This window comes from Microbacterium sp. 1.5R (genome assembly GCF_007667425.1).
Classification (GTDB): Bacteria; Actinomycetota; Actinomycetes; order Actinomycetales; family Microbacteriaceae; genus Microbacterium.
Window position 1 is genome coordinate 699,256 of sequence record NZ_VDRC01000001.1, and the last position, 16,550, is coordinate 715,805.

17 protein-coding genes and 1 tRNA gene are annotated in these 16,550 nt (G+C 69.4%); 5 read left to right on the top strand and 13 right to left on the bottom strand.

What is annotated here, in order from left to right:
* Positions 1–24 precede the first annotated feature (24 nt).
* Entirely contained in the window at positions 25–1,290 is a 1,266-nt protein-coding gene (locus tag FSY98_RS03445) for a sensor histidine kinase (protein ID WP_144873995.1), read from the top strand.
* Positions 1,287–1,982 carry a response regulator transcription factor gene (locus FSY98_RS03450; protein ID WP_144873997.1) on the top strand — a complete coding sequence of 232 codons (696 nt, stop codon included), beginning with the start codon at positions 1,287–1,289 and terminating at the stop codon, positions 1,980–1,982. The genes FSY98_RS03445 and FSY98_RS03450 overlap by 4 nt, the downstream gene beginning before the upstream one ends.
* 45 nt (positions 1,983–2,027) lie before the next feature.
* Here the strand turns inward: FSY98_RS03450 and FSY98_RS03455 are convergent, their stop codons facing one another.
* The 5 genes from FSY98_RS03455 to FSY98_RS03475 form a co-directional block, all read right to left on the bottom strand.
* Entirely contained in the window at positions 2,028–2,981 is a 954-nt protein-coding gene (locus tag FSY98_RS03455; protein WP_144873999.1) for an aldo/keto reductase, read from the bottom strand.
* Positions 2,982–3,049: 68 nt separating this feature from the next.
* Positions 3,050–3,574, bottom strand: a complete 525-nt coding sequence (locus tag FSY98_RS03460; RefSeq protein WP_144874001.1) for an RNA polymerase sigma factor — start codon at positions 3,572–3,574, stop codon at positions 3,050–3,052.
* A complete protein-coding gene (locus tag FSY98_RS03465) occupies positions 3,571–4,218 on the bottom strand; it encodes a hypothetical protein (protein WP_144874004.1) in 648 nt (215 codons plus the stop codon). Before FSY98_RS03465 ends, FSY98_RS03460 begins: the two co-directional genes overlap by 4 nt.
* A 309-nt stretch (positions 4,219–4,527) precedes the next feature.
* Positions 4,528–4,600: transfer RNA gene (locus FSY98_RS03470), tRNA-Thr, on the bottom strand.
* Positions 4,601–4,642: 42 nt separating this feature from the next.
* Positions 4,643–5,740 carry a thioredoxin domain-containing protein gene (locus FSY98_RS03475; protein WP_313955848.1) on the bottom strand — a complete coding sequence of 366 codons (1,098 nt, stop codon included), beginning with the start codon at positions 5,738–5,740 and terminating at the stop codon, positions 4,643–4,645.
* Positions 5,741–5,836: 96 nt separating this feature from the next.
* On the opposite strand from FSY98_RS03475, the gene FSY98_RS03480 reads away from it, so the two are divergent.
* On the top strand, positions 5,837–6,940 hold the full coding sequence (locus FSY98_RS03480; protein WP_050722642.1) for an ABC transporter ATP-binding protein: 1,104 nt from the start codon (positions 5,837–5,839) through the stop codon (positions 6,938–6,940).
* Between the two features lie 88 nt (positions 6,941–7,028).
* Positions 7,029–8,330, top strand: a complete 1,302-nt coding sequence (locus FSY98_RS03485; RefSeq protein ID WP_144874008.1) for a DUF4032 domain-containing protein — start codon at positions 7,029–7,031, stop codon at positions 8,328–8,330.
* Between the two features lie 11 nt (positions 8,331–8,341).
* Here the strand turns inward: FSY98_RS03485 and FSY98_RS03490 are convergent, their stop codons facing one another.
* The 6 genes from FSY98_RS03490 to FSY98_RS03515 all read right to left on the bottom strand — a co-directional run bounded on the left by FSY98_RS03490 (position 8,342) and on the right by FSY98_RS03515 (position 13,850).
* Complete coding sequence (locus FSY98_RS03490) at positions 8,342–8,983, bottom strand: NAD(P)-dependent oxidoreductase (RefSeq protein WP_144874010.1); 642 nt, start codon at positions 8,981–8,983, stop codon at positions 8,342–8,344.
* Between the two features lie 24 nt (positions 8,984–9,007).
* On the bottom strand, positions 9,008–10,009 hold the full coding sequence (gene rlmB, locus FSY98_RS03495; protein WP_144874011.1) for a 23S rRNA (guanosine(2251)-2'-O)-methyltransferase RlmB: 1,002 nt from the start codon (positions 10,007–10,009) through the stop codon (positions 9,008–9,010).
* On the bottom strand, positions 10,002–11,405 hold the full coding sequence (gene cysS / locus FSY98_RS03500) for a cysteine--tRNA ligase (RefSeq protein WP_144874014.1): 1,404 nt from the start codon (positions 11,403–11,405) through the stop codon (positions 10,002–10,004). Before cysS ends, rlmB begins: the two co-directional genes overlap by 8 nt.
* 54 nt (positions 11,406–11,459) lie before the next feature.
* Complete coding sequence (locus FSY98_RS03505) at positions 11,460–12,050, bottom strand: short chain dehydrogenase (protein ID WP_144874016.1); 591 nt, start codon at positions 12,048–12,050, stop codon at positions 11,460–11,462.
* On the bottom strand, positions 12,050–13,297 hold the full coding sequence (gene ispD / locus FSY98_RS03510) for a 2-C-methyl-D-erythritol 4-phosphate cytidylyltransferase (RefSeq protein WP_144874018.1): 1,248 nt from the start codon (positions 13,295–13,297) through the stop codon (positions 12,050–12,052). Before ispD ends, FSY98_RS03505 begins: the two co-directional genes overlap by 1 nt.
* A 70-nt stretch (positions 13,298–13,367) precedes the next feature.
* Positions 13,368–13,850, bottom strand: coding sequence for a CarD family transcriptional regulator (locus FSY98_RS03515; RefSeq protein ID WP_045255828.1), 483 nt, complete (start codon positions 13,848–13,850; stop codon positions 13,368–13,370).
* Positions 13,851–13,984: 134 nt separating this feature from the next.
* Here FSY98_RS03515 and FSY98_RS03520 point away from each other — a divergent pair, with 134 nt between their 5' ends.
* Entirely contained in the window at positions 13,985–14,533 is a 549-nt protein-coding gene (locus FSY98_RS03520; RefSeq protein WP_144874020.1) for a DNA modification methylase, read from the top strand.
* 66 nt (positions 14,534–14,599) lie between these two features.
* Here the strand turns inward: FSY98_RS03520 and FSY98_RS03525 are convergent, their stop codons facing one another.
* Both FSY98_RS03525 and FSY98_RS03530 read right to left on the bottom strand, forming a co-directional pair.
* A complete protein-coding gene (locus FSY98_RS03525; protein ID WP_144874022.1) occupies positions 14,600–15,283 on the bottom strand; it encodes a response regulator transcription factor in 684 nt (227 codons plus the stop codon).
* Entirely contained in the window at positions 15,280–16,497 is a 1,218-nt protein-coding gene (locus tag FSY98_RS03530; RefSeq protein WP_144874024.1) for a cell wall metabolism sensor histidine kinase WalK, read from the bottom strand. The genes FSY98_RS03525 and FSY98_RS03530 overlap by 4 nt, the downstream gene beginning before the upstream one ends.
* Between the last annotated feature and the right edge of the window lie 53 nt (positions 16,498–16,550).

Consider the following 16,550-nt stretch of genomic DNA (forward strand, 5'->3'; position numbering starts at 1 on the left):
CGCGCCGCCGCGTAGAGTTCCCCGGTGACCAGCACCCGCAGCCGCAGCTCCGTCCGCGAGGACGAGGAGCTGCGGCTGCCGCGTCCCCCCGGGGTGTTCCGTCGGTTCTGGGCTCGGCACCCCGTCGTCGCCGACGTGCTGATAACGCTCGTCTGCCTCGGTCTCTCGCTCCTCCCTGCTGCGCCGTACGAACCGGCAGTCGCGGACCCCCTCGCGATCGCCTTCGCGGCCGTGGCACCCGTCGCGATCATCGCTGCGTGCGTCTCGCTGATGTGGCGTCGCATCGCACCGCTGGTGCCTTTCCTCGCGTCGGCCGCGCTCGAAGGGCTGCTGCTCTTCGCCGCTCAGCCGGCCGGCACGCCGTTGATGCTCGTGACGTGCTATTCGCTCGCCGTCTATCGATCGTCACGCGCCGCGTGGACGGGTCTCGGCATCGCGCTCGCAGCGATCGTCACGATCGCTGCCCCGCTCATCCTCACCGGGGTCATCTCGATGCAGATCGGTCTGAACACGGGGCTGACGGTGCTCGTGTTCGGCCTGATCGGCACCCTCATCGGAGTGAACGTCGGCGGGCGCAAGAGATACATCGCCGCAGTGATCGACCGCTCCCGCCAGCTGCTCATCGAACGCGATCAGCAGGCTCAGCTCGCAGCCGCCGCGGAGCGCGCCCGTATCGCCCGGGAGATGCACGACATCGTGTCGCATTCCCTCACGGTCATCGTCGCCCTGTCGGAAGGGGCGGCGGCCACGGCCGACCGGGCTCAGGCGGCGTCCGCATCCACCGCCGCCGCGACGACCGCGCGCGATGCCCTGACCGAGATGCGAGCGATGCTGGGCGTGCTGCGCGATGCGGAGGCCACTGCCCCGCTGGCGCCCGTCGCTCCCGTCGACCCCCGCGAGACGGTGGCGACAGCGCAGCGCGCCGGCTTCCCGGTCACGCTCACTGAATCGGGTACGGGCACGCTCTCCCCCGCCGTGTCGCACGCCGTCGGACGCATCGTCCAGGAAGGCGTCACCAACGCCATGCGCCACGCGCCTTCGGCGACCTCGATCGCTGTGCGCATCGTCCATGCCGACGCGAGCGTCGTCATCGAGGTCGTCAACGACGGCGCCGATCGTGCTGTAGGCGTGGCCGGCTTCGGCCTGCGCGGGCTCGCCGAGCGGACCGCCCATGTGCACGGCGACTTCGCGTCTGAGCCCGTGGCGGGCGGCCGATGGGTGCTCCGAGCGGAACTCCCTGTCCACCATGCATCCGATCCCGCCGAGTCAGCCCATAAGGAGTCGTCATGACCGACCCGATCTCGATCCTCCTCGTCGACGATCAGGAGCTGATCCGCCTCGGATTCCGCATGGTGTTGGAGGCCGAGGACGACATCGTGATCGTCGGCGAAGCGGGAGACGGTCGCTCCGCGATCGCACAGACCGCCTCCCTGCATCCCGATCTCGTCCTGATGGACATCCGCATGCCGGGGCTGGACGGGATCGCAGCGACCGAGGCGATCGTGCGCGAGTACCCCGCGAGCCGCGTGCTCGTGCTGACGACGTTCGACCTCGACGAGTACGCGTTCGGGGCCATCCGAGCGGGTGCCAGCGGGTTCCTCCTCAAGGACGCACACCGTCACGAGATGATCGCGGCCGTGCGCGCGGTGCACCGCGGCGACGCCGCTCTGGCGCCGAGCGTGACACGGCGGCTTCTCGAACACGTGGGCCCCCAGCTCGACGCGGCGGAGACGGAGCCGTCCGCGGCGGTCGACGACCCCACGACCGCTCTGACGGAACGCGAGCGGGACGTGTTCCTGGAGATGGCGCGCGGGCGCACGAACGCCGAGATCGCCCAGGCCCTCTATGTGAGCGAGTCGACCGTGAAGACCCACGTGGGTCGGGTGCTGTCCAAACTGGGCGCGCGTGACCGCATCCACGCTGTGATCCTCGCGCACCGCCTGGGCGTCGTGGGCGACGAGCCTCTGCCCGGAGAGCACTGACGCGCCGACGCCCTCGGGCACCGGCGCGTCACTGCGAGAGCTCGCTCAGGACGCGGAGGGGGTCCACTCCGAGACGCGGTCGAGCGCGGCGACCTCGTCGTCGGTGAGCTCGAGACGTGCACCGGCCAGGAGGTCGGGAATCTGCTCGACGGTGCGCGCGCTGGCGATGGGTGCGGCGACCGCGGGCTGGGCGCGCAACCACGCGAGCGAGGTGGACGCGATGGATGCGCCGTGAGCGTCGCCGATCTCCTCGAGCGTGTCGATGATGCGCAGACCCGCCTCCGTCGCATACTTGGCCGCACCTCCGGCGCGGGGCGATGACTGACCGTCGACATCCGCCGACCGGTACTTGCCCGTGAGGAATCCGCTGGCCAGCGAGTAGTACGGCACGAGGCTGAGATCGAACTCCTGCGCCACCGGGATGATGTTCTCCTCGACGTCGTTGCGGTGCACGAGGTTGTAGTGCGGCTGCACGGCGACCGGACGGGGGACGCCGATGCGGTCGGAGATGTCGATCCATTCGCGGATGCGCTCCGCCGTGTAGTTCGACACCGCGATGTTCCGGATGAGCCCGTCGGCGACGAGGCGACCGAAGGCCTCGACCGTCTCCTCGAGCGGCGTGCTCGCGTCATCGAAGTGCGCGTAGTAGAGATCGATGGCGTCCACGCCGAGACGACGGAGGGAGGCCTCCGCGGCTGCGCGGATGTTGGAGCTCGACAGCCCCTGGAAGTCCGGGTGCTGGCTCACCTTGGTCGCGACGACGACGTCCGAGGGCTTCCGCGAGGCGAGCCATTCGCCGATGATCGTCTCGCTCTCGCCGCCCTGGTTCCCCGGCGCCCAGGCGCTGTAGGCATCCGCCGTGTCGATGAAGTCGCCTCCGCCGGCGACGAAGGCGTCGAGGACGGCGAACGAGGCGTCGCGGTCGGCCGTCCAGCCGAACACATTGCCGCCGAGCGAGAGCGGGAAGACGGACAGATCACTGTTTCCGATGCGAGTCATACTCGGGCACAACCGGTATCCGGCGCGGGGTATTTCTCGTGTGACGTCAGATGTCGTGCCCCGATGGCTCACGGGCGTGTCCTGGCGACCACGATCCCGGGCGGCTCCTCGGCGAGGCTGGCGACGAGGCTGTCACGGGCGCGGGCGTATCGACCGCGGACCGTGGATGCCGGCAGCCGCAACAGTTCGGCCACCTCCACCAGAGAGAACCGTTCCCAGTGGACGAGTCGTACGATCTCGCCGAGGTCCGGATCGAGCCTGTCGATCGCGTCACGGACCGCGAGTCCGTCATCGGCGGGCGCGGACTGCGCCTCACGAGCCGGGCCGCGAAGCCGGTCCACGAGAGACCGCCGACGAGCGGCGCCGCGGGCGTGATTGAGGAGGGTCGTCCGTGCGATGCCGAACAGCCACATGCGCGCCCGCCGCGCGTCGTCGGGGAGGTCGACGAGGCGACGCCATGCCACGACCATCGTCTCGCTCAGCAGGTCCTCGGCATCCTCCCGCCCCACACGGCGCTCGAGGTAGGCCAGGAGGTCGTCGGCGGACGCCCGCACCGCTTCGAGCAGCGGGGCCTCCGGACCAGCGGACCTCATTCGGTCACCGGGTCGCACTTGATGACCGCGCTGATCGTGGACACTCGGATATCCACCTTCAGACTCGTCACTTCCCGGACGATGGCCTCCTCCATGGCGAGGCGCACGACGTTCGCCGCCACGTCATCGGGCGTTCGTGCTGCCGGGGACTCCTGCACATCCATGAGCACCCCCTCGGGGCCGATCACCAGCGTCTGGCCCGGAGAGGATGCCGCGTCCGCGGCATCCACGGCACGGGCGGCCGGGAGGTCGAGGATCTGCTCGAAGTCAGTGCTCTCGAGCCACTCGCGCATCCGTGGATCGACATCCGCACCCTGGGGGTCGGTACCGAATCCGTCCACCGCGACGGCCCGTACCTCGCAGACGCGTCCACTCGGCAGGGTCGTGAGGAATGCCGCGTCGGGCTCGTCGAATCGCGGGAACCACCCCCACTCCGAGGTGTAGGCCACCGCAGCGCCCGCGCCGGCCAGGAGCGCTACGGCCACGCCGATGCCTGCCCCCACTCGCAGTCCCTTCCGGCGCGGGACGATGCGCACCCTCTTCTGCGACTCATCGAACATCGCCCTCAAGCGCGCATCAGCGAGCGGTGCACCCACCGGCGGTGCAGAGCGATTGAGCCTGTCCTCGACCACATCGAAATCCATGACGTCCTCCTCGGTTGTCCCTCACCCCGTATGTATCCGGCACAGGGAGAAACGTCCGGGCACGTCGAGAATCCGTTCTGCGACTCCCTCTGCGCGGTTCCGAAGGTCCGAGTGAACCGACGGTGGTTCGCTCACATCAGGGAGACCCCACGTCACGCCCACAGGCCACGAGGCGGAGAGCCGCACCTGACGTGAGAATCGACCTGCGCATCCCGGCGTCGGGCGAGGTTCTGATCGCTACGTCCACCGGTTCGCCGACGCGGAGCCACTCGGGCTCGAGCGCCCTGCTCGCACAGCGATCCGCGACAGAGCCGACTACGGGACTCGAACCCGTAACCCCCGTATTACAAGTACGGTGCGCTACCAATTGCGCCAAGTCGGCGGACGCCACCCAGCTTAGCGAGAGGCGACGTCTGCGAACGAACTACGGCGTCGCGGTCGGGGTGGGCTCCGGAGTCGCCTCCGGTGTCGGCGTGGGCGTCGCGGCCGCCTGCGAGGCGTCGTTCGAGACGGTGAGCACGAACTGCGAGAACTCGACCGGGTCGTCGAGCGCCCCCACGTAGGCCTCGCCGTTGACGACGATCATCGGCGCGGAGGTGAGCACGAGGTCGTCGGAGCCGACCAGCGGCCCCTCGAGTGCGCGCGACGTCGCTTCTTTCGCCCAGGTGACGTAGTCCTGATCCTCGATGCAGGAGCGCACCGTCTTGATCTCGTCCGAGCCGACGGCCACGGCGATGTCCGCGAGGTCTGCATCGGAGTAGCCGTCGGTGTTCACGTCGGGCTGGTCGTCCAGCAGGTCATGGTTGAAGGCGTAGAACTGCGCCGGCGAATGCGTTGCGACGCAGGCGGCGGCCCCGGCGGCGCGGAGCGAGTACTTGGTGCCGTTCGAGCTCGCGGTCAGCAGGGCGACCGGGTGGTAGGTGACGGTGGCTGCCCCTTCCGTGATCCAGTTCACGAGCTGGCGCGCATTGGCCCGCTCGAACTCCCCTGCGTCCGGCGAGAGGTAGTCGACGTAGACGTGGATGTCGACGGAGCTCGACGTCGTGGGCTGCGGCGCGGGCGTCGTCGCCTCACCGGCATCCGATCCCTCGGGGCTGGGCGCGGCCGGCACGTCCTCCGAGACGGCGGTCGCACTGATGTCGGAGACGAGGATGCCGTCGTGGTCCATCCCGCTCGGCGCGAGCTGTGGCTTCGAGATCTGGGCGGACACCGCGAGGGTCACCGCTGTTCCGATCGCTCCGACGGCGACCACGGCGATCGCGCCGATGATGATCCGTCGCATGATGCGCGCCCTCGACTGCTGGGCGTGAACCTTCTGTGCCTTGTCCCGCACGACCTCGCGTGAACTGCGAGATGTGGGGACGTTCGGCGTCTCGTCGCTCGACATCGTTCCTCTTGACGGTCCGGGGAGGGGCAGGGTGGCCCCGATCGCCGCTCGGGGGGCGATCACCGCGAATGCGCGGCCGAGATCGATGTTAACCAGCCAGTCTGAGAAATACCCAGATGCGGCGGATTCTGCCATACTGAACCCGACCCGATGACGGGTCACGGTGGGTCGAACCACCGCTCTATCACTACGGATCGTCCGGCACGTACCTGCCGGTGAAGGAGAAACACAATGGCATCTGTGACTTTCGACGAGGCCACCCGCCTCTACCCGGGCGGCACCCGCCCGGCCGTCGACAAGCTCAACCTCGAGGTCGGTGACGGCGAGTTCCTCGTCCTGGTCGGCCCCTCCGGCTGCGGTAAGTCCACGTCCCTCCGCATGCTCGCCGGTCTCGAAGAGGTCAACGCGGGCCGCATCCTCATCGGCGACCGCGACGTCACCGATGTGCCGCCGAAGGACCGCGACATCGCGATGGTGTTCCAGAACTACGCGCTGTACCCGCACATGACCGTGGCCGAGAACATGGGCTTCGCGCTCAAGATCGCGGGCGTAGGCAAGGAGGAGCGTGCATCACGCGTCCTCGAGGCGGCCAAGCTCCTCGACCTCGAGCAGTACCTGACCCGCAAGCCGAAGGCCCTCTCGGGTGGTCAGCGTCAGCGCGTCGCGATGGGCCGCGCCATCGTGCGTCAGCCCCAGGTGTTCCTCATGGACGAGCCGCTGTCGAACCTCGACGCGAAGCTGCGCGTGCAGACGCGTACGCAGATCGCATCGCTGCAGCGTCGCCTCGGCGTCACCACGGTCTACGTCACGCACGACCAGACCGAGGCCCTGACCATGGGCGACCGCATCGCCGTGCTCAAGGACGGTCTGCTCCAGCAGGTCGGCTCGCCGCGCGACCTGTACGAGAAGCCGAACAACGTGTTCGTCGCCGGCTTCATCGGCTCCCCCGCCATGAACCTGTTCTCGGCGGACCTGGCCGACGGCGGCGTGCTGTTCGGCACCGAGACCGTGCCGCTCGACCGCGACACCGTGGGTCGTGCCAACGGCTCGCAGGTGACCGTGGGCGTGCGCCCCGAGGACATCACGGTCGGCCCGGCCGACGGCAAGGGCCTCTCGGTCGTCGTCGACCTCGTCGAGGAACTCGGCGCCGACGGCTACCTGTACGGCCACACCGACATCAACGGCAAGCGCACCGACCTCGTCGCGCGCGTCGACGGCCGCAACCACCCGAACGCGGGCGAGACCGTGACGCTGGCCGCCAACGCCGGCCACGTGCACGCCTTCGACATCGAGTCGGGCGACCGCCTGAACGACAAGCCGGTCGTCTCCGCCTGATCCGAATCGCCGATGCGGCGCGGGCAGACTTCGGTCGCCCGCGCCGCTTCTGGTTTCCCTCTTCCTCTTTCCCGTCGACAGGAGAGCCATGCACGACGCCCTGCGCATCACCGCGAGTTCCGTCGACCCGGGGCTGCTCGCGCTGCCCTGGTCGACCTCGCTGGCGCTGTGGCCCTCCGAGCACATCGTCTCGCTCCCGAAGGGGCTCTCCCGCCATCTGGTGCGGTTCGCCGACCTCTCGGGCAAGGTCGTGGCCGTCAAGGAGACGACGGACGAGATGGCGCGGCGCGAGTACGAGATGCTCGGCAACCTCGCCCGCCTCGATGTGCCCTGCGTGAGCCGCGTGGCGGCGATCGCCGGCCGCACCGACGAGTCCGGTGACCCCTTGCCCGCCGCGCTCGTCACCTCGCACCTGCGCTTCTCGATGCCCTACCGCGCGCTGTTCACGCGGGTTCTCCGCCCGGACACCGCCAACCGCCTCGTCGACGCTCTCGCGCTGCTGCTGGTTCGACTGCACAACGTGGGGTTCTACTGGGGCGACGTCTCGCTGTCGAACACGCTCTTCCGCCGCGATGCCGGTGCGTTCGCGGCGTATCTCGTCGACGCCGAGACGGGAGAGCTGCACGAAGAGGGCCTCACCGACGGCCAGCGTGCCTATGACCTCGACCTCGCCCGTACCAACATCGCCGGCGAGATCATGGACCTCGCCGCCGGCGGGCGTCTGGAACACGGCGTGGATGCCGTCGCCATCGCCGACGGCATCGTCTCGTCGTATCGATCGCTGTGGGCGGAGCTGACCGCTCAGGAGTCCTTCGCGGTCGCGGAGACATGGCGGATCACCGAGCGGGTCGAGCGTCTCAACGCCCTCGGCTTCGACATCGACGAGATGTCGATGTCGACGACGTCAGACGGCACGGTCGTCGAGATCCAGCCGAAGGTCGTCGATGCGGGGCATCATCAGCGCCGACTGATCCGCCTGACGGGGCTCGACGTCGAGGAGAATCAAGCCAGACGGCTGCTGAACGACCTCGACGAGTTCCGTGCCCGTTCCACCAAGCAATGGGCCGACGAAGAGATGTACGCCCACGAGTGGCTCACCCGGGTGTTCGAACCGGTCGTGCGGGCGATCCCCTACGAGTTGCGCGCAAAGCTCGAGCCGGCGGAGGTCTTTCATCAGGTCCTGGAGCACCGGTGGTACCTGTCGCAGGCGCAGGGCCGCTCCGTCCCCCTCGCCGAAGTGCTCACGAGCTACATCAACGAGGTGCTCCGGCACCGCCGAGACGAGGCGACGATCATGGGCCCGCCCACCGAGACCATGAGCCTGCCCGTCGTGACCGGCGCGACCGCGGTCGCGGACGACGACGAGATCGACTGGCGCGACCTGGTCTGAGCCCGTCCGCGTCAGTAGCCGACGGTGAACCGCTCGCGGTGGTGGTTGCCCTGTTCGATCTCGTCGACGACCGCGATCGCGAAGTCGGCGCCGGAGATGAACGACTGTCCCTCGGCGTCGCGCACCAGCACGTCACCGCCGTCGCGGTACCGTCCGGTGCGCTCCCCCTCCGCCCACGGGCCGAAGACCTCGGCGGGGTGGATGAAGAACCAGTCGAGCTCGCCGTCCGTCTGCTCGAGCAGCGCGAGGGAGTCGATGCCGACCTGCGCCTCGTGCTTGTACTCCTCGGGGAAGTCGAGGTCGAAGAGTCGCGGACCGCCGGGGGCCGCGAGACTGCCGCCGGCTCCTCCGACGACGCCGAGGCGCGTCGACGTTCCGGCGAGCCCCTGGATGACGGTGCGCAGCGCGTCGAGCACGCGGTCGCTCATGTCGCCCCGCGGAGAGAGCGCCGAGACGACGGCATCCGCTCCATCGAACGCGTTCGCGAAGGAGGCCTCGTCGAGCGCCGACCCCTGCACGTATGTGGCGCCGGCGACGGCGTCGGTCGGTTCGGAGCGGGAGAGCGCGACGACCTCGTGCCCTCGGCTCACCGCCTCGGTGACGATGTGCTTGCCGGCGTAGCCGGTCCCTCCGAGGACGACGATGCGTGCCATGGCGTACTCCCCTGCTCGGTCGTGCTACTTCGCGTTGCGGACGGTGGACACCTGGTAGAGCGCGACGGAGGTCGCGATGCCGGCGTTGAGGGACTCGGTCGACGCCGAGATCGGGATCGACACGATCTGGTCGCAGGTCTCGGCGACGAGGCGCGAGAGCCCCTTCCCCTCGGAACCGGTGACGATGACGACAGGACGATCGGCGAGCTGCAGCTCGGGCAGCAGCACGTCGCCGTCTCCGTCGAGACCCAGCACGAACACGCCCTGCTTCTTGAACTCCTTGAGCTGGGTCGTGAGGTTCGAGGCGAGCGCGACGGGGACGCGGGCGGCGGCTCCGGCGCTCGTCTTCCACGCCGCGGAGTTCACACCGGCCGAACGGCGCTGCGGGAGGATGATGCCGTGACCGCCGAAGGCGCCGGTCGAGCGGATGATCGCCCCGAGATTGCGCGGATCCGTGATGCCGTCCAGCGCCACGAACAGCGGAACCTCGCCCTTGTCGATGACCTGCTCGAGGAGATCCTGCGGGTGCGCGTACTCGTACGGCGGCACCTTGATCGCGACGCCCTGGTGCACGCCGTCGAACCCGGCCATCCGGTCGAGTTCCTGACGCGTGACCTCGAGCACCGGGATGCCGCGGTTGGTGGCGATCGACAGCATCTCCTTGACGCGGTCGTCCATCTCCACGCGCTGCGCGATGTAGAACGCCGACGCGGGGATGCGCGCGCGCAGCGCCTCGAGCACGGAGTTGCGCCCGGTCACCGTCTCGGTGTCGGTCGTGTTGTCCTTGGCGCGCGCGGAGCGATTCGGGCTGCCGCCGGACGTCTGACGCCCGCCGGGCTTGCCGCGACCGCCGGCAGCGGCGTACCGTTCGGCCGCGGCCTTGCGCTTGCCTGCCGGGTGCCAGGCGCGGTCCTCGGCCTTCGGTGTGGGTCCTCGGCCTTCGAGCGAGCTGCGGCCCTTGCCGCCGGAGCCCTTGGTGGGGCCCTTCTTGCCCTTGCCTGCTGACGGGTTTCCTGGCTTAGCCATCGATACTCCAATGAGTTCCGGCCGGAGTGTCCTCCAGCGTGATTCCTGCGGCGGCGATCGCGTCTCGGATGCGATCCGCCGCCGCCCAGTCCTTATCAGCGCGCGCCTGGGCACGCTGAGTGATCATCTCCTGCACGAGCGCGTCGAGAGCCGTCGCGTGCGCGGCGGACGCCGTCGATGCCGATGACGGCACGAGTCCGAGCACCGAGGTCATCGCGAGCACCTCGCGGGCGGCGCCGAGCGCGGCCTCCGAGTCTCCGGAGTCGAGCGCGGAGTTGCCCGCCCGCACGGTCTCGTGCAGCACGGCCAGTGCCTGCGGCACGCCGAGGTCGTCGTCCATCGCCTCGGCGAAGGCGGAGGGAATGCTCTGCGACGCCATGAAGCCGATACCGCCCCCGGCGACGCGCCCGGCCCGCTGCAGGAAGCCTCCGATGCGGCCGAGCGCGGCCTCGGCCTCGGTCCACGACGACTCGGAGAGATCGAGGCTCGAGCGGTAGTGCGCGGCGGCGAGCGCGTACCGGACCACGAGCGGATCGTGCTCCCCCAGAACATCGGCTGCGAGGGTGAAGTTGCCGAGGGACTTCGACATCTTCTGGCCACCCACGGTCACAAGACCGTTGTGCACCCAGTACTTCGCGAAGCCGAGACCGGCGGCGGCCGACTGGGCCAGCTCGTTCTCGTGGTGTGGGAAGCGCAGGTCGAGTCCGCCGCCGTGGATGTCGAAGGCGTCGCCGAGGTAGCGTCGAGACATCGCCGAGCACTCGATGTGCCAGCCGGGCCGGCCGGCGCCCCAGGGTGACTGCCACACGGCATCCGCGGGCTCATCCGGCTTGGCGCCCTTCCAGAGGGCGAAGTCCTGCGGGGCGCGCTTTCCGCGGGGGTCCGCGTCCTCCGCAGCCTCCATCGCGTCGACCGACTGGTTCGTGAGCTCGCCGTAGGTCGGCCACGAGCGGACGTCGAAGTAGACGTCACCCGATCCGTCCGGGGCGGGGTACGCGTGCCCGCGTTCGACGAGGGTGGCGATGAGCTCCTGCATCTGCGGGACGGATGCCGTGGCGCGCGGCTCGTACGTCGGGGGCAGGATGCCGACCGCCGCATATGCGCGGGTGAACTCCTGCTCCATGCGGTACGCCAGAGCCCACCACGGCTCGGCGTCCGTCGCGTTCGCGAGCACCTTGTCGTCGATGTCGGTGACGTTGCGCACGAACGTGACGCGGCCGTGCTGCGACTCCAACCACCGACGCAGCAGGTCGAAGCTCAGCGCTGCACGGACGTGCCCGATGTGCGGACCGGACTGCACCGTGGGTCCGCACACGTACATCGTGATGTTCTCGGGATCGAGAGGCACGAAGTCGCGCAGCCGCTGTTCGCGGGTGTCGTAGAGGCGCAGAGTCACCGGTCAAGCCTACCGGGCGGGCGAATCGCGAGTCTGGGGGTCCGTCGCGCGCCGTCAGTCGACCGCGAGCACCTGCCCGGACTGCACCCCGAGCACGCTCTTCGCGAAGGCCTGGCCCACCCGATGCGACGACACGGGCACGAAACCGGGGAACGACGAGTGATACGACGGCGCATCTTCGAGCACCGACGGGCTGACGGCATTGATGCGGATCCCGCGTGGCAGCTCGGTGGCGGCGGCGAGGACGAACGACTCGAGCGCGCCGTTGACGAGCGAGGCGGCCGCGCCCGTCGCGATGGGTTCTCGGGCGAGGATGCCGGAGGTCAGCGTGAAGGATCCGCGGTCGCGGACGTACGGCGTGCCGATCCGGACCACGTCGAGCTGCGCCAGCACCTTGTTCCGGAACGCCGACTCGTAATCGTCGCGGGTCAGGTCGGCGAGCGGCCGGAACGCGACGCTGCCGAGGGTGACGACGACGGCATCCACCTCTCCGACCTCGGCGAACAGGCGCTCGACGGACGCGGGATCGGTGGCGTCGACGGGATGGTCGCCGCTCCGCGACGCCTGCACGACCTCGTGGCCGTCGAGCGCGGCGACCGCCGTGCGTCCGACGGATCCGTGGGCTCCGATGATGAGGACCTTCATCACGACTCCTTCCCGGCGCGGAGGCCGTTGCTGTGGATCAGGGCGATCGCCGTGACGGAGATGCCCTCGCCGTGTCCCGTGAACCCGAGACCGTCGGTGGTCGTCGCCGTCACCGACACGGGGGCGCCGCCGAGGGCCGCCGAGAGAGCGCGCTCCGCCTCTGCCCTGCGGGCGCTGAAGCGCGGCCGGTTGCCCTGGAACTGCGCCGAGACGTTGCCGATCTCGAAACCGGACTCGGCGAGGAGCTCGCGGGTGCGGGCGAGGAAGACATCGGCATGCGCTCCCGCGTACTCAGGGTGGGCGGTGCCGAAGTGCTCGCCGATGTCTCCGAGACCCGCAGCGCCGAGGAGGGCGTCGACGATCGCATGCGCGACCGCGTCGCCGTCGCTGTGCCCGGAGAGCGGGCGCTCGGCCGGCCATTCGATCCCCGCGAGCCAGAGGGTGCCGTCACCGCCGAACGCATGCACGTCCGTGCCGATCCCGACGCGCGCGACCGACGGCGGCTGCGCGTCGACAGGCGACGGGGCGGCCGGTGTCGCCGCGGGGCGCTCCTCGGCGAGAAGATGCCGGGCGCGCTCCAGGTCCGCCGGCGTGGTGATCTTGAATCCGCGCGCCGATCCGTCGATATGCCGCACGGTGTGACCCGCCGCCGCGAAGAGTGCGGCGTCGTCGGTGTACTCGACGCCGTCGGCGAGAGCTCGCTCATACGCGCGTTCGAGGAGCGGGCGCGGAAAGCCCTGCGGCGTCTGCGCTGCGGCGAGTTCGGAGCGGTCGATCGGCCCGACCACCTCGTCGCCGTCGACGCGCTTGAGGGTGTCGACGACCGGCAGCGTCGGCAGGATGCCGGTGTCGGCGTCGACGGCCGCCCGCACGGCGTCGATGAGCGCGGGCGGGGTCAGAGCACGGGCTGCGTCGTGCACCAGCACCGTTCGCACGTCACCCCATAGCGCGTCCAGCCCCGCCGCGACGGACTGCTGGCGGGTGCCGCCGCCCGTGACGACGCGGCCGAGATCGATGCGATCGCCCGCCGCTGCGCGCAGCTCGGTCTCCGCGTCGCCTTCGAAGCCGGACGGTGCGACGACGATCACCTGCGCGGGCGCTGCGGCGAAGACGCCGTCGAGCGCGTGACGGAGGATCGAGTGCACGTCGATGCCGACGAAGGCTTTCGGCGCTCCCCCGTCGAGGCGGGTGCCGGAACCGGCGGCGACCACGATGATCGCGGTGTCCGGGACAGGTATGAGGGTCACGCCCTTCACGTTACCGGCGGGAAACGCGAGAAGGCGGATGCCGAAGCATCCGCCTTCTCGGGAAGAGCACTCAGGAGGCGAGGACCTCGTCGAGCAGTGCGCCCGCCTTGTCCTCGTCGATCTTCTCGGCCAGAGCCAGCTCGGAGATGAGGATCTGCCGGGCTTTGGCCAGCATCCGCTTCTCTCCGGCCGACAGGCCGCGATCCTGATCGCGGCGCCACAGGTCGCGCACGACCTCGCTCACCTTGATGACATCACCCGAAGCGAGCTTCTCGAGGTTCGCCTTGTAGCGACGCGACCAGTTGGTCGGCTCCTCGGTGAACGGGGCGCGCAGGACCTCGAACACGTGGTCGAGCCCCTCCTTGCCGATCACATCGCGAACTCCCACGAGATCGACGTTCTCAGCGGGCACCTCGATGATGAGGTCCCCCTGGGTGACGTTGAGCTTCAGGTACTTCTTCGCCTCGCCCTTGATGATGCGCTCTTTGACCTCGATGATGGTCGCAGCGCCATGGTGCGGATAGACGACTGTCTCGCCAACCTCAAAAAGCATAAAAACGTGTCCTTTCGGCAACCTCAAGGATACCACAGGGGATATGCGCTAAGGTTCGCGCCTCCCGGTCCCTGGCGGCTCTCCGCGTACGCATAGAATGGATGCGGATATCCCGCCGGACCTCAGGAGGACCAGTGAAATCGCGCCTTGTTGCGTCTGCCGCCCTCAGCGCCCTCGTTCTGCTCGGCGCCACCGGCTGCACGTTCATCACGCCGCAGTCGACGAAGATCGAGTACTCCGCCTCCGACGGCGTGAACATCTCCGACACGGACGGCCCGCTCGACGTGCGCAACGCCTTCGTCGTGGCCAACGATGAGGGCACGGTGGGCAACTTCGTCGGAGCGGTCGTGAACCCGACGTCCGACAAGGCGACCCTCACCATCACGGTCGCCGGCATCGATCCGTTCACGGTCACCGTGCCCGCGGGCAAGACCATCAGCTTCGGCACCGAAGACGAGGCGCCGCTGCGCATCGTCGGGCTCGACTCCAAGCCCGGATCCACCGTCGAGATGCACTTCCAGTCGGGCGATGGCGCCGGCGCCAAGACGCAGGTGCCCGTGCTCGACGGCCGGCTCCCGTACTACTCGGAGCTCGTCCCCGACGGCGCCGAGAGCACGCCCACCCCGACCCCGACGCCCACGCCGACGCCGAGCGACACCGCCGCTCCCGCTCCCGAGGAGTGAGCCGACGACGAGACGTCCGAGAGGCCGGCACCCTGCGGGGTGCCGGCCTCTCGCGTTCCCGGGCTGTCAGCCCTCGAAGCGGTAGCCGAGCCCCCGCACGGTGACGAGCATGACGGGCTCGCTCGGGTTCTCCTCGATGCGCGAGCGGATGCGCTTGATGTGCACGTCGAGGGTCTTGGTGTCGCCGAAGTAGTCGCTGCCCCAGACACGATCGATGAGCTGTCCGCGGGTGAGCACTCGACCCGAGTTGCGCATCAGCACCTCGAGCAGCTCGAACTCCTTCAACGGCATGTTGATCTGCTGACCGGCGACCGACACGGTGTGCCGGTCGATGTCGAGGCTCACCCTGCCGCCGTCGAGCACGCGCTCGTCGAGCTCGCTCTCGGCCTGCACGACCCGGCGGAGCACCGCGCGCATGCGTGCCAGCAGCTCTCGCGACGAGTAGGGCTTCGTGATGTAGTCGTCGGCACCGAGCTCCAGGCCCACGACGATGTCGACCTCGGAGTCCTTCGCAGTCAGCATGATGATCGGCACGGTCGATGTGGAGCGGATCTGACGGCACACCTCGGTGCCGGGCATGCCGGGCAGCATGAGGTCGAGCAGCACGACGTCGGCGCCGCGTTCGCGGAAGGCCGCGAGGGCGCCGGGTCCGTCCTCGGCGATCTCGACCTCGTAGCCCTCACGGCGCAGCAGGTACGCGAGCGGATCGGCCAGGTCGGGTTCGTCTTCGACGAGAAGGATGCGGGTCATTCGTTCTCTCCGTTTCGGACGCGGGCCGCGGCCTGGGCCGCCTTGCGCTCGCGCTTCTTCTTGCTCTTCTTGCCCTGATCGAGGCCCTTCGGAGGGTCGATCTGGGGAAGCCTGATGGTGAAGGTCGACCCGCGCCCCGGCCGCGACCAGAGGAGCACCTCGCCGCCGTGCCGCTGCGTCGCGTGCTTCACGATCGACAGGCCGAGCCCCGTGCCGCCCGTGCGACGCGACCGTGCCTCATCGGCGCGGTAGAACCGCTCGAAGATGCGCTCGCGGTCGGTCTCCGCGATGCCGATGCCCTGATCGGAGACGGCGATCTCGACGATGTCCCCGTCGGCCTTGACACCGACGCCGACGCGAGAGCCTTTCGGCGAGTACGCGATCGCGTTGGCGATGAGGTTGCCGAACGCCTCGATGAGGATCTGCGAGTCGCCGCGCACCCAGACACCACGGTCACCGCCGCGGGCGATCTCGACGCTCCCGGAGTCCGCCTGCACCGCGTGGGCCTCGATCGACGACGCGAGCACCTCGTCGATCGACACCGGTCGTGCGTCGGAGAGCGCGTCGTCCGCCTGCAGGCGGGAGAGGCTCATGATCCGCCCCGTGAGCTGACCGAGCCGGGTCGCCTCGGCCGAGATCCTGTTGGCGAAATGCCGCACCTGCGCGGGGTCGTCAGAGGCCGATTCGATCGCCTCGGCGAGCAGCGTGACCGCCCCGACGGGTGTCTTCAGTTCATGACTCGTGTTCGCGACGAAATCGCGGCGCATCTGATCGAGGCGCTCCTGCTCGGTGACGTCGCGGATCACGAGCAGCGACATCCGCGGGCTGATCGCGCTCGCCCGAGCCGAGACGAGCCGCGGGTCGAGGCTCAGTCCGCCGCGCGTGAGCCGGAGCGACTCGGTGGCCGATCCGCCGTCGGCGCGCACGCCGCGCATGAGCTGGCGCAGCTCGGGGTTCTCGAGCGGCGCCCCCACCTCGATCCCGAAGCGCGCCGCGGGCTTCGAGGCCGCGAGCACCAGACCCGAGGTGTCGACGACGCACGCGGCGTCGTCCATGCTTCTCAGCACCGCGGTCACGCCCTCGGGGACGACGAGCGACGTCTCCGCCTCGACGCGTGCCCTCGTGCGGTACGCCCAGGCCACCACCAGCGAGAGCCCCACGCCCATCGCGACACCGACGAACAGCGCGAAAAGCGCGATCTGCGGCAGGGTCATGTCATAAGCGTAGAGTGCGTTCACCTGCCGCACGGCGGGTTCGCCCGCCCTCG

What these genes read in the sequence shown, in the direction of transcription:
- FSY98_RS03485 (WP_144874008.1), top strand. Translation starts at nt 7,029, where the DNA reads ATGCACGACGCCCTGCGCATCACCGCGAGTTCCGTCGACCCGGGGCTG.
- FSY98_RS03505 (WP_144874016.1), bottom strand. Translation starts at nt 12,050, where the DNA reads ATGAAGGTCCTCATCATCGGAGCCCACGGATCCGTCGGACGCACGGCG.
- FSY98_RS03465 (WP_144874004.1), bottom strand. Translation starts at nt 4,218, where the DNA reads ATGGATTTCGATGTGGTCGAGGACAGGCTCAATCGCTCTGCACCGCCG.
- rlmB (WP_144874011.1), bottom strand. Translation starts at nt 10,009, where the DNA reads ATGGCTAAGCCAGGAAACCCGTCAGCAGGCAAGGGCAAGAAGGGCCCC.
- FSY98_RS03480 (WP_050722642.1), top strand. Translation starts at nt 5,837, where the DNA reads ATGGCATCTGTGACTTTCGACGAGGCCACCCGCCTCTACCCGGGCGGC.
- FSY98_RS03460 (WP_144874001.1), bottom strand. Translation starts at nt 3,574, where the DNA reads ATGAGGTCCGCTGGTCCGGAGGCCCCGCTGCTCGAAGCGGTGCGGGCG.
- FSY98_RS03455 (WP_144873999.1), bottom strand. Translation starts at nt 2,981, where the DNA reads ATGACTCGCATCGGAAACAGTGATCTGTCCGTCTTCCCGCTCTCGCTC.
- FSY98_RS03450 (WP_144873997.1), top strand. Translation starts at nt 1,287, where the DNA reads ATGACCGACCCGATCTCGATCCTCCTCGTCGACGATCAGGAGCTGATC.
- FSY98_RS03515 (WP_045255828.1), bottom strand. Translation starts at nt 13,850, where the DNA reads ATGCTTTTTGAGGTTGGCGAGACAGTCGTCTATCCGCACCATGGCGCT.
- FSY98_RS03475 (WP_313955848.1), bottom strand. Translation starts at nt 5,740, where the DNA reads ATGGCAGAATCCGCCGCATCTGGGTATTTCTCAGACTGGCTGGTTAAC.
- FSY98_RS03530 (WP_144874024.1), bottom strand. Translation starts at nt 16,497, where the DNA reads ATGACCCTGCCGCAGATCGCGCTTTTCGCGCTGTTCGTCGGTGTCGCG.
- FSY98_RS03525 (WP_144874022.1), bottom strand. Translation starts at nt 15,283, where the DNA reads ATGACCCGCATCCTTCTCGTCGAAGACGAACCCGACCTGGCCGATCCG.
- FSY98_RS03490 (WP_144874010.1), bottom strand. Translation starts at nt 8,983, where the DNA reads ATGGCACGCATCGTCGTCCTCGGAGGGACCGGCTACGCCGGCAAGCAC.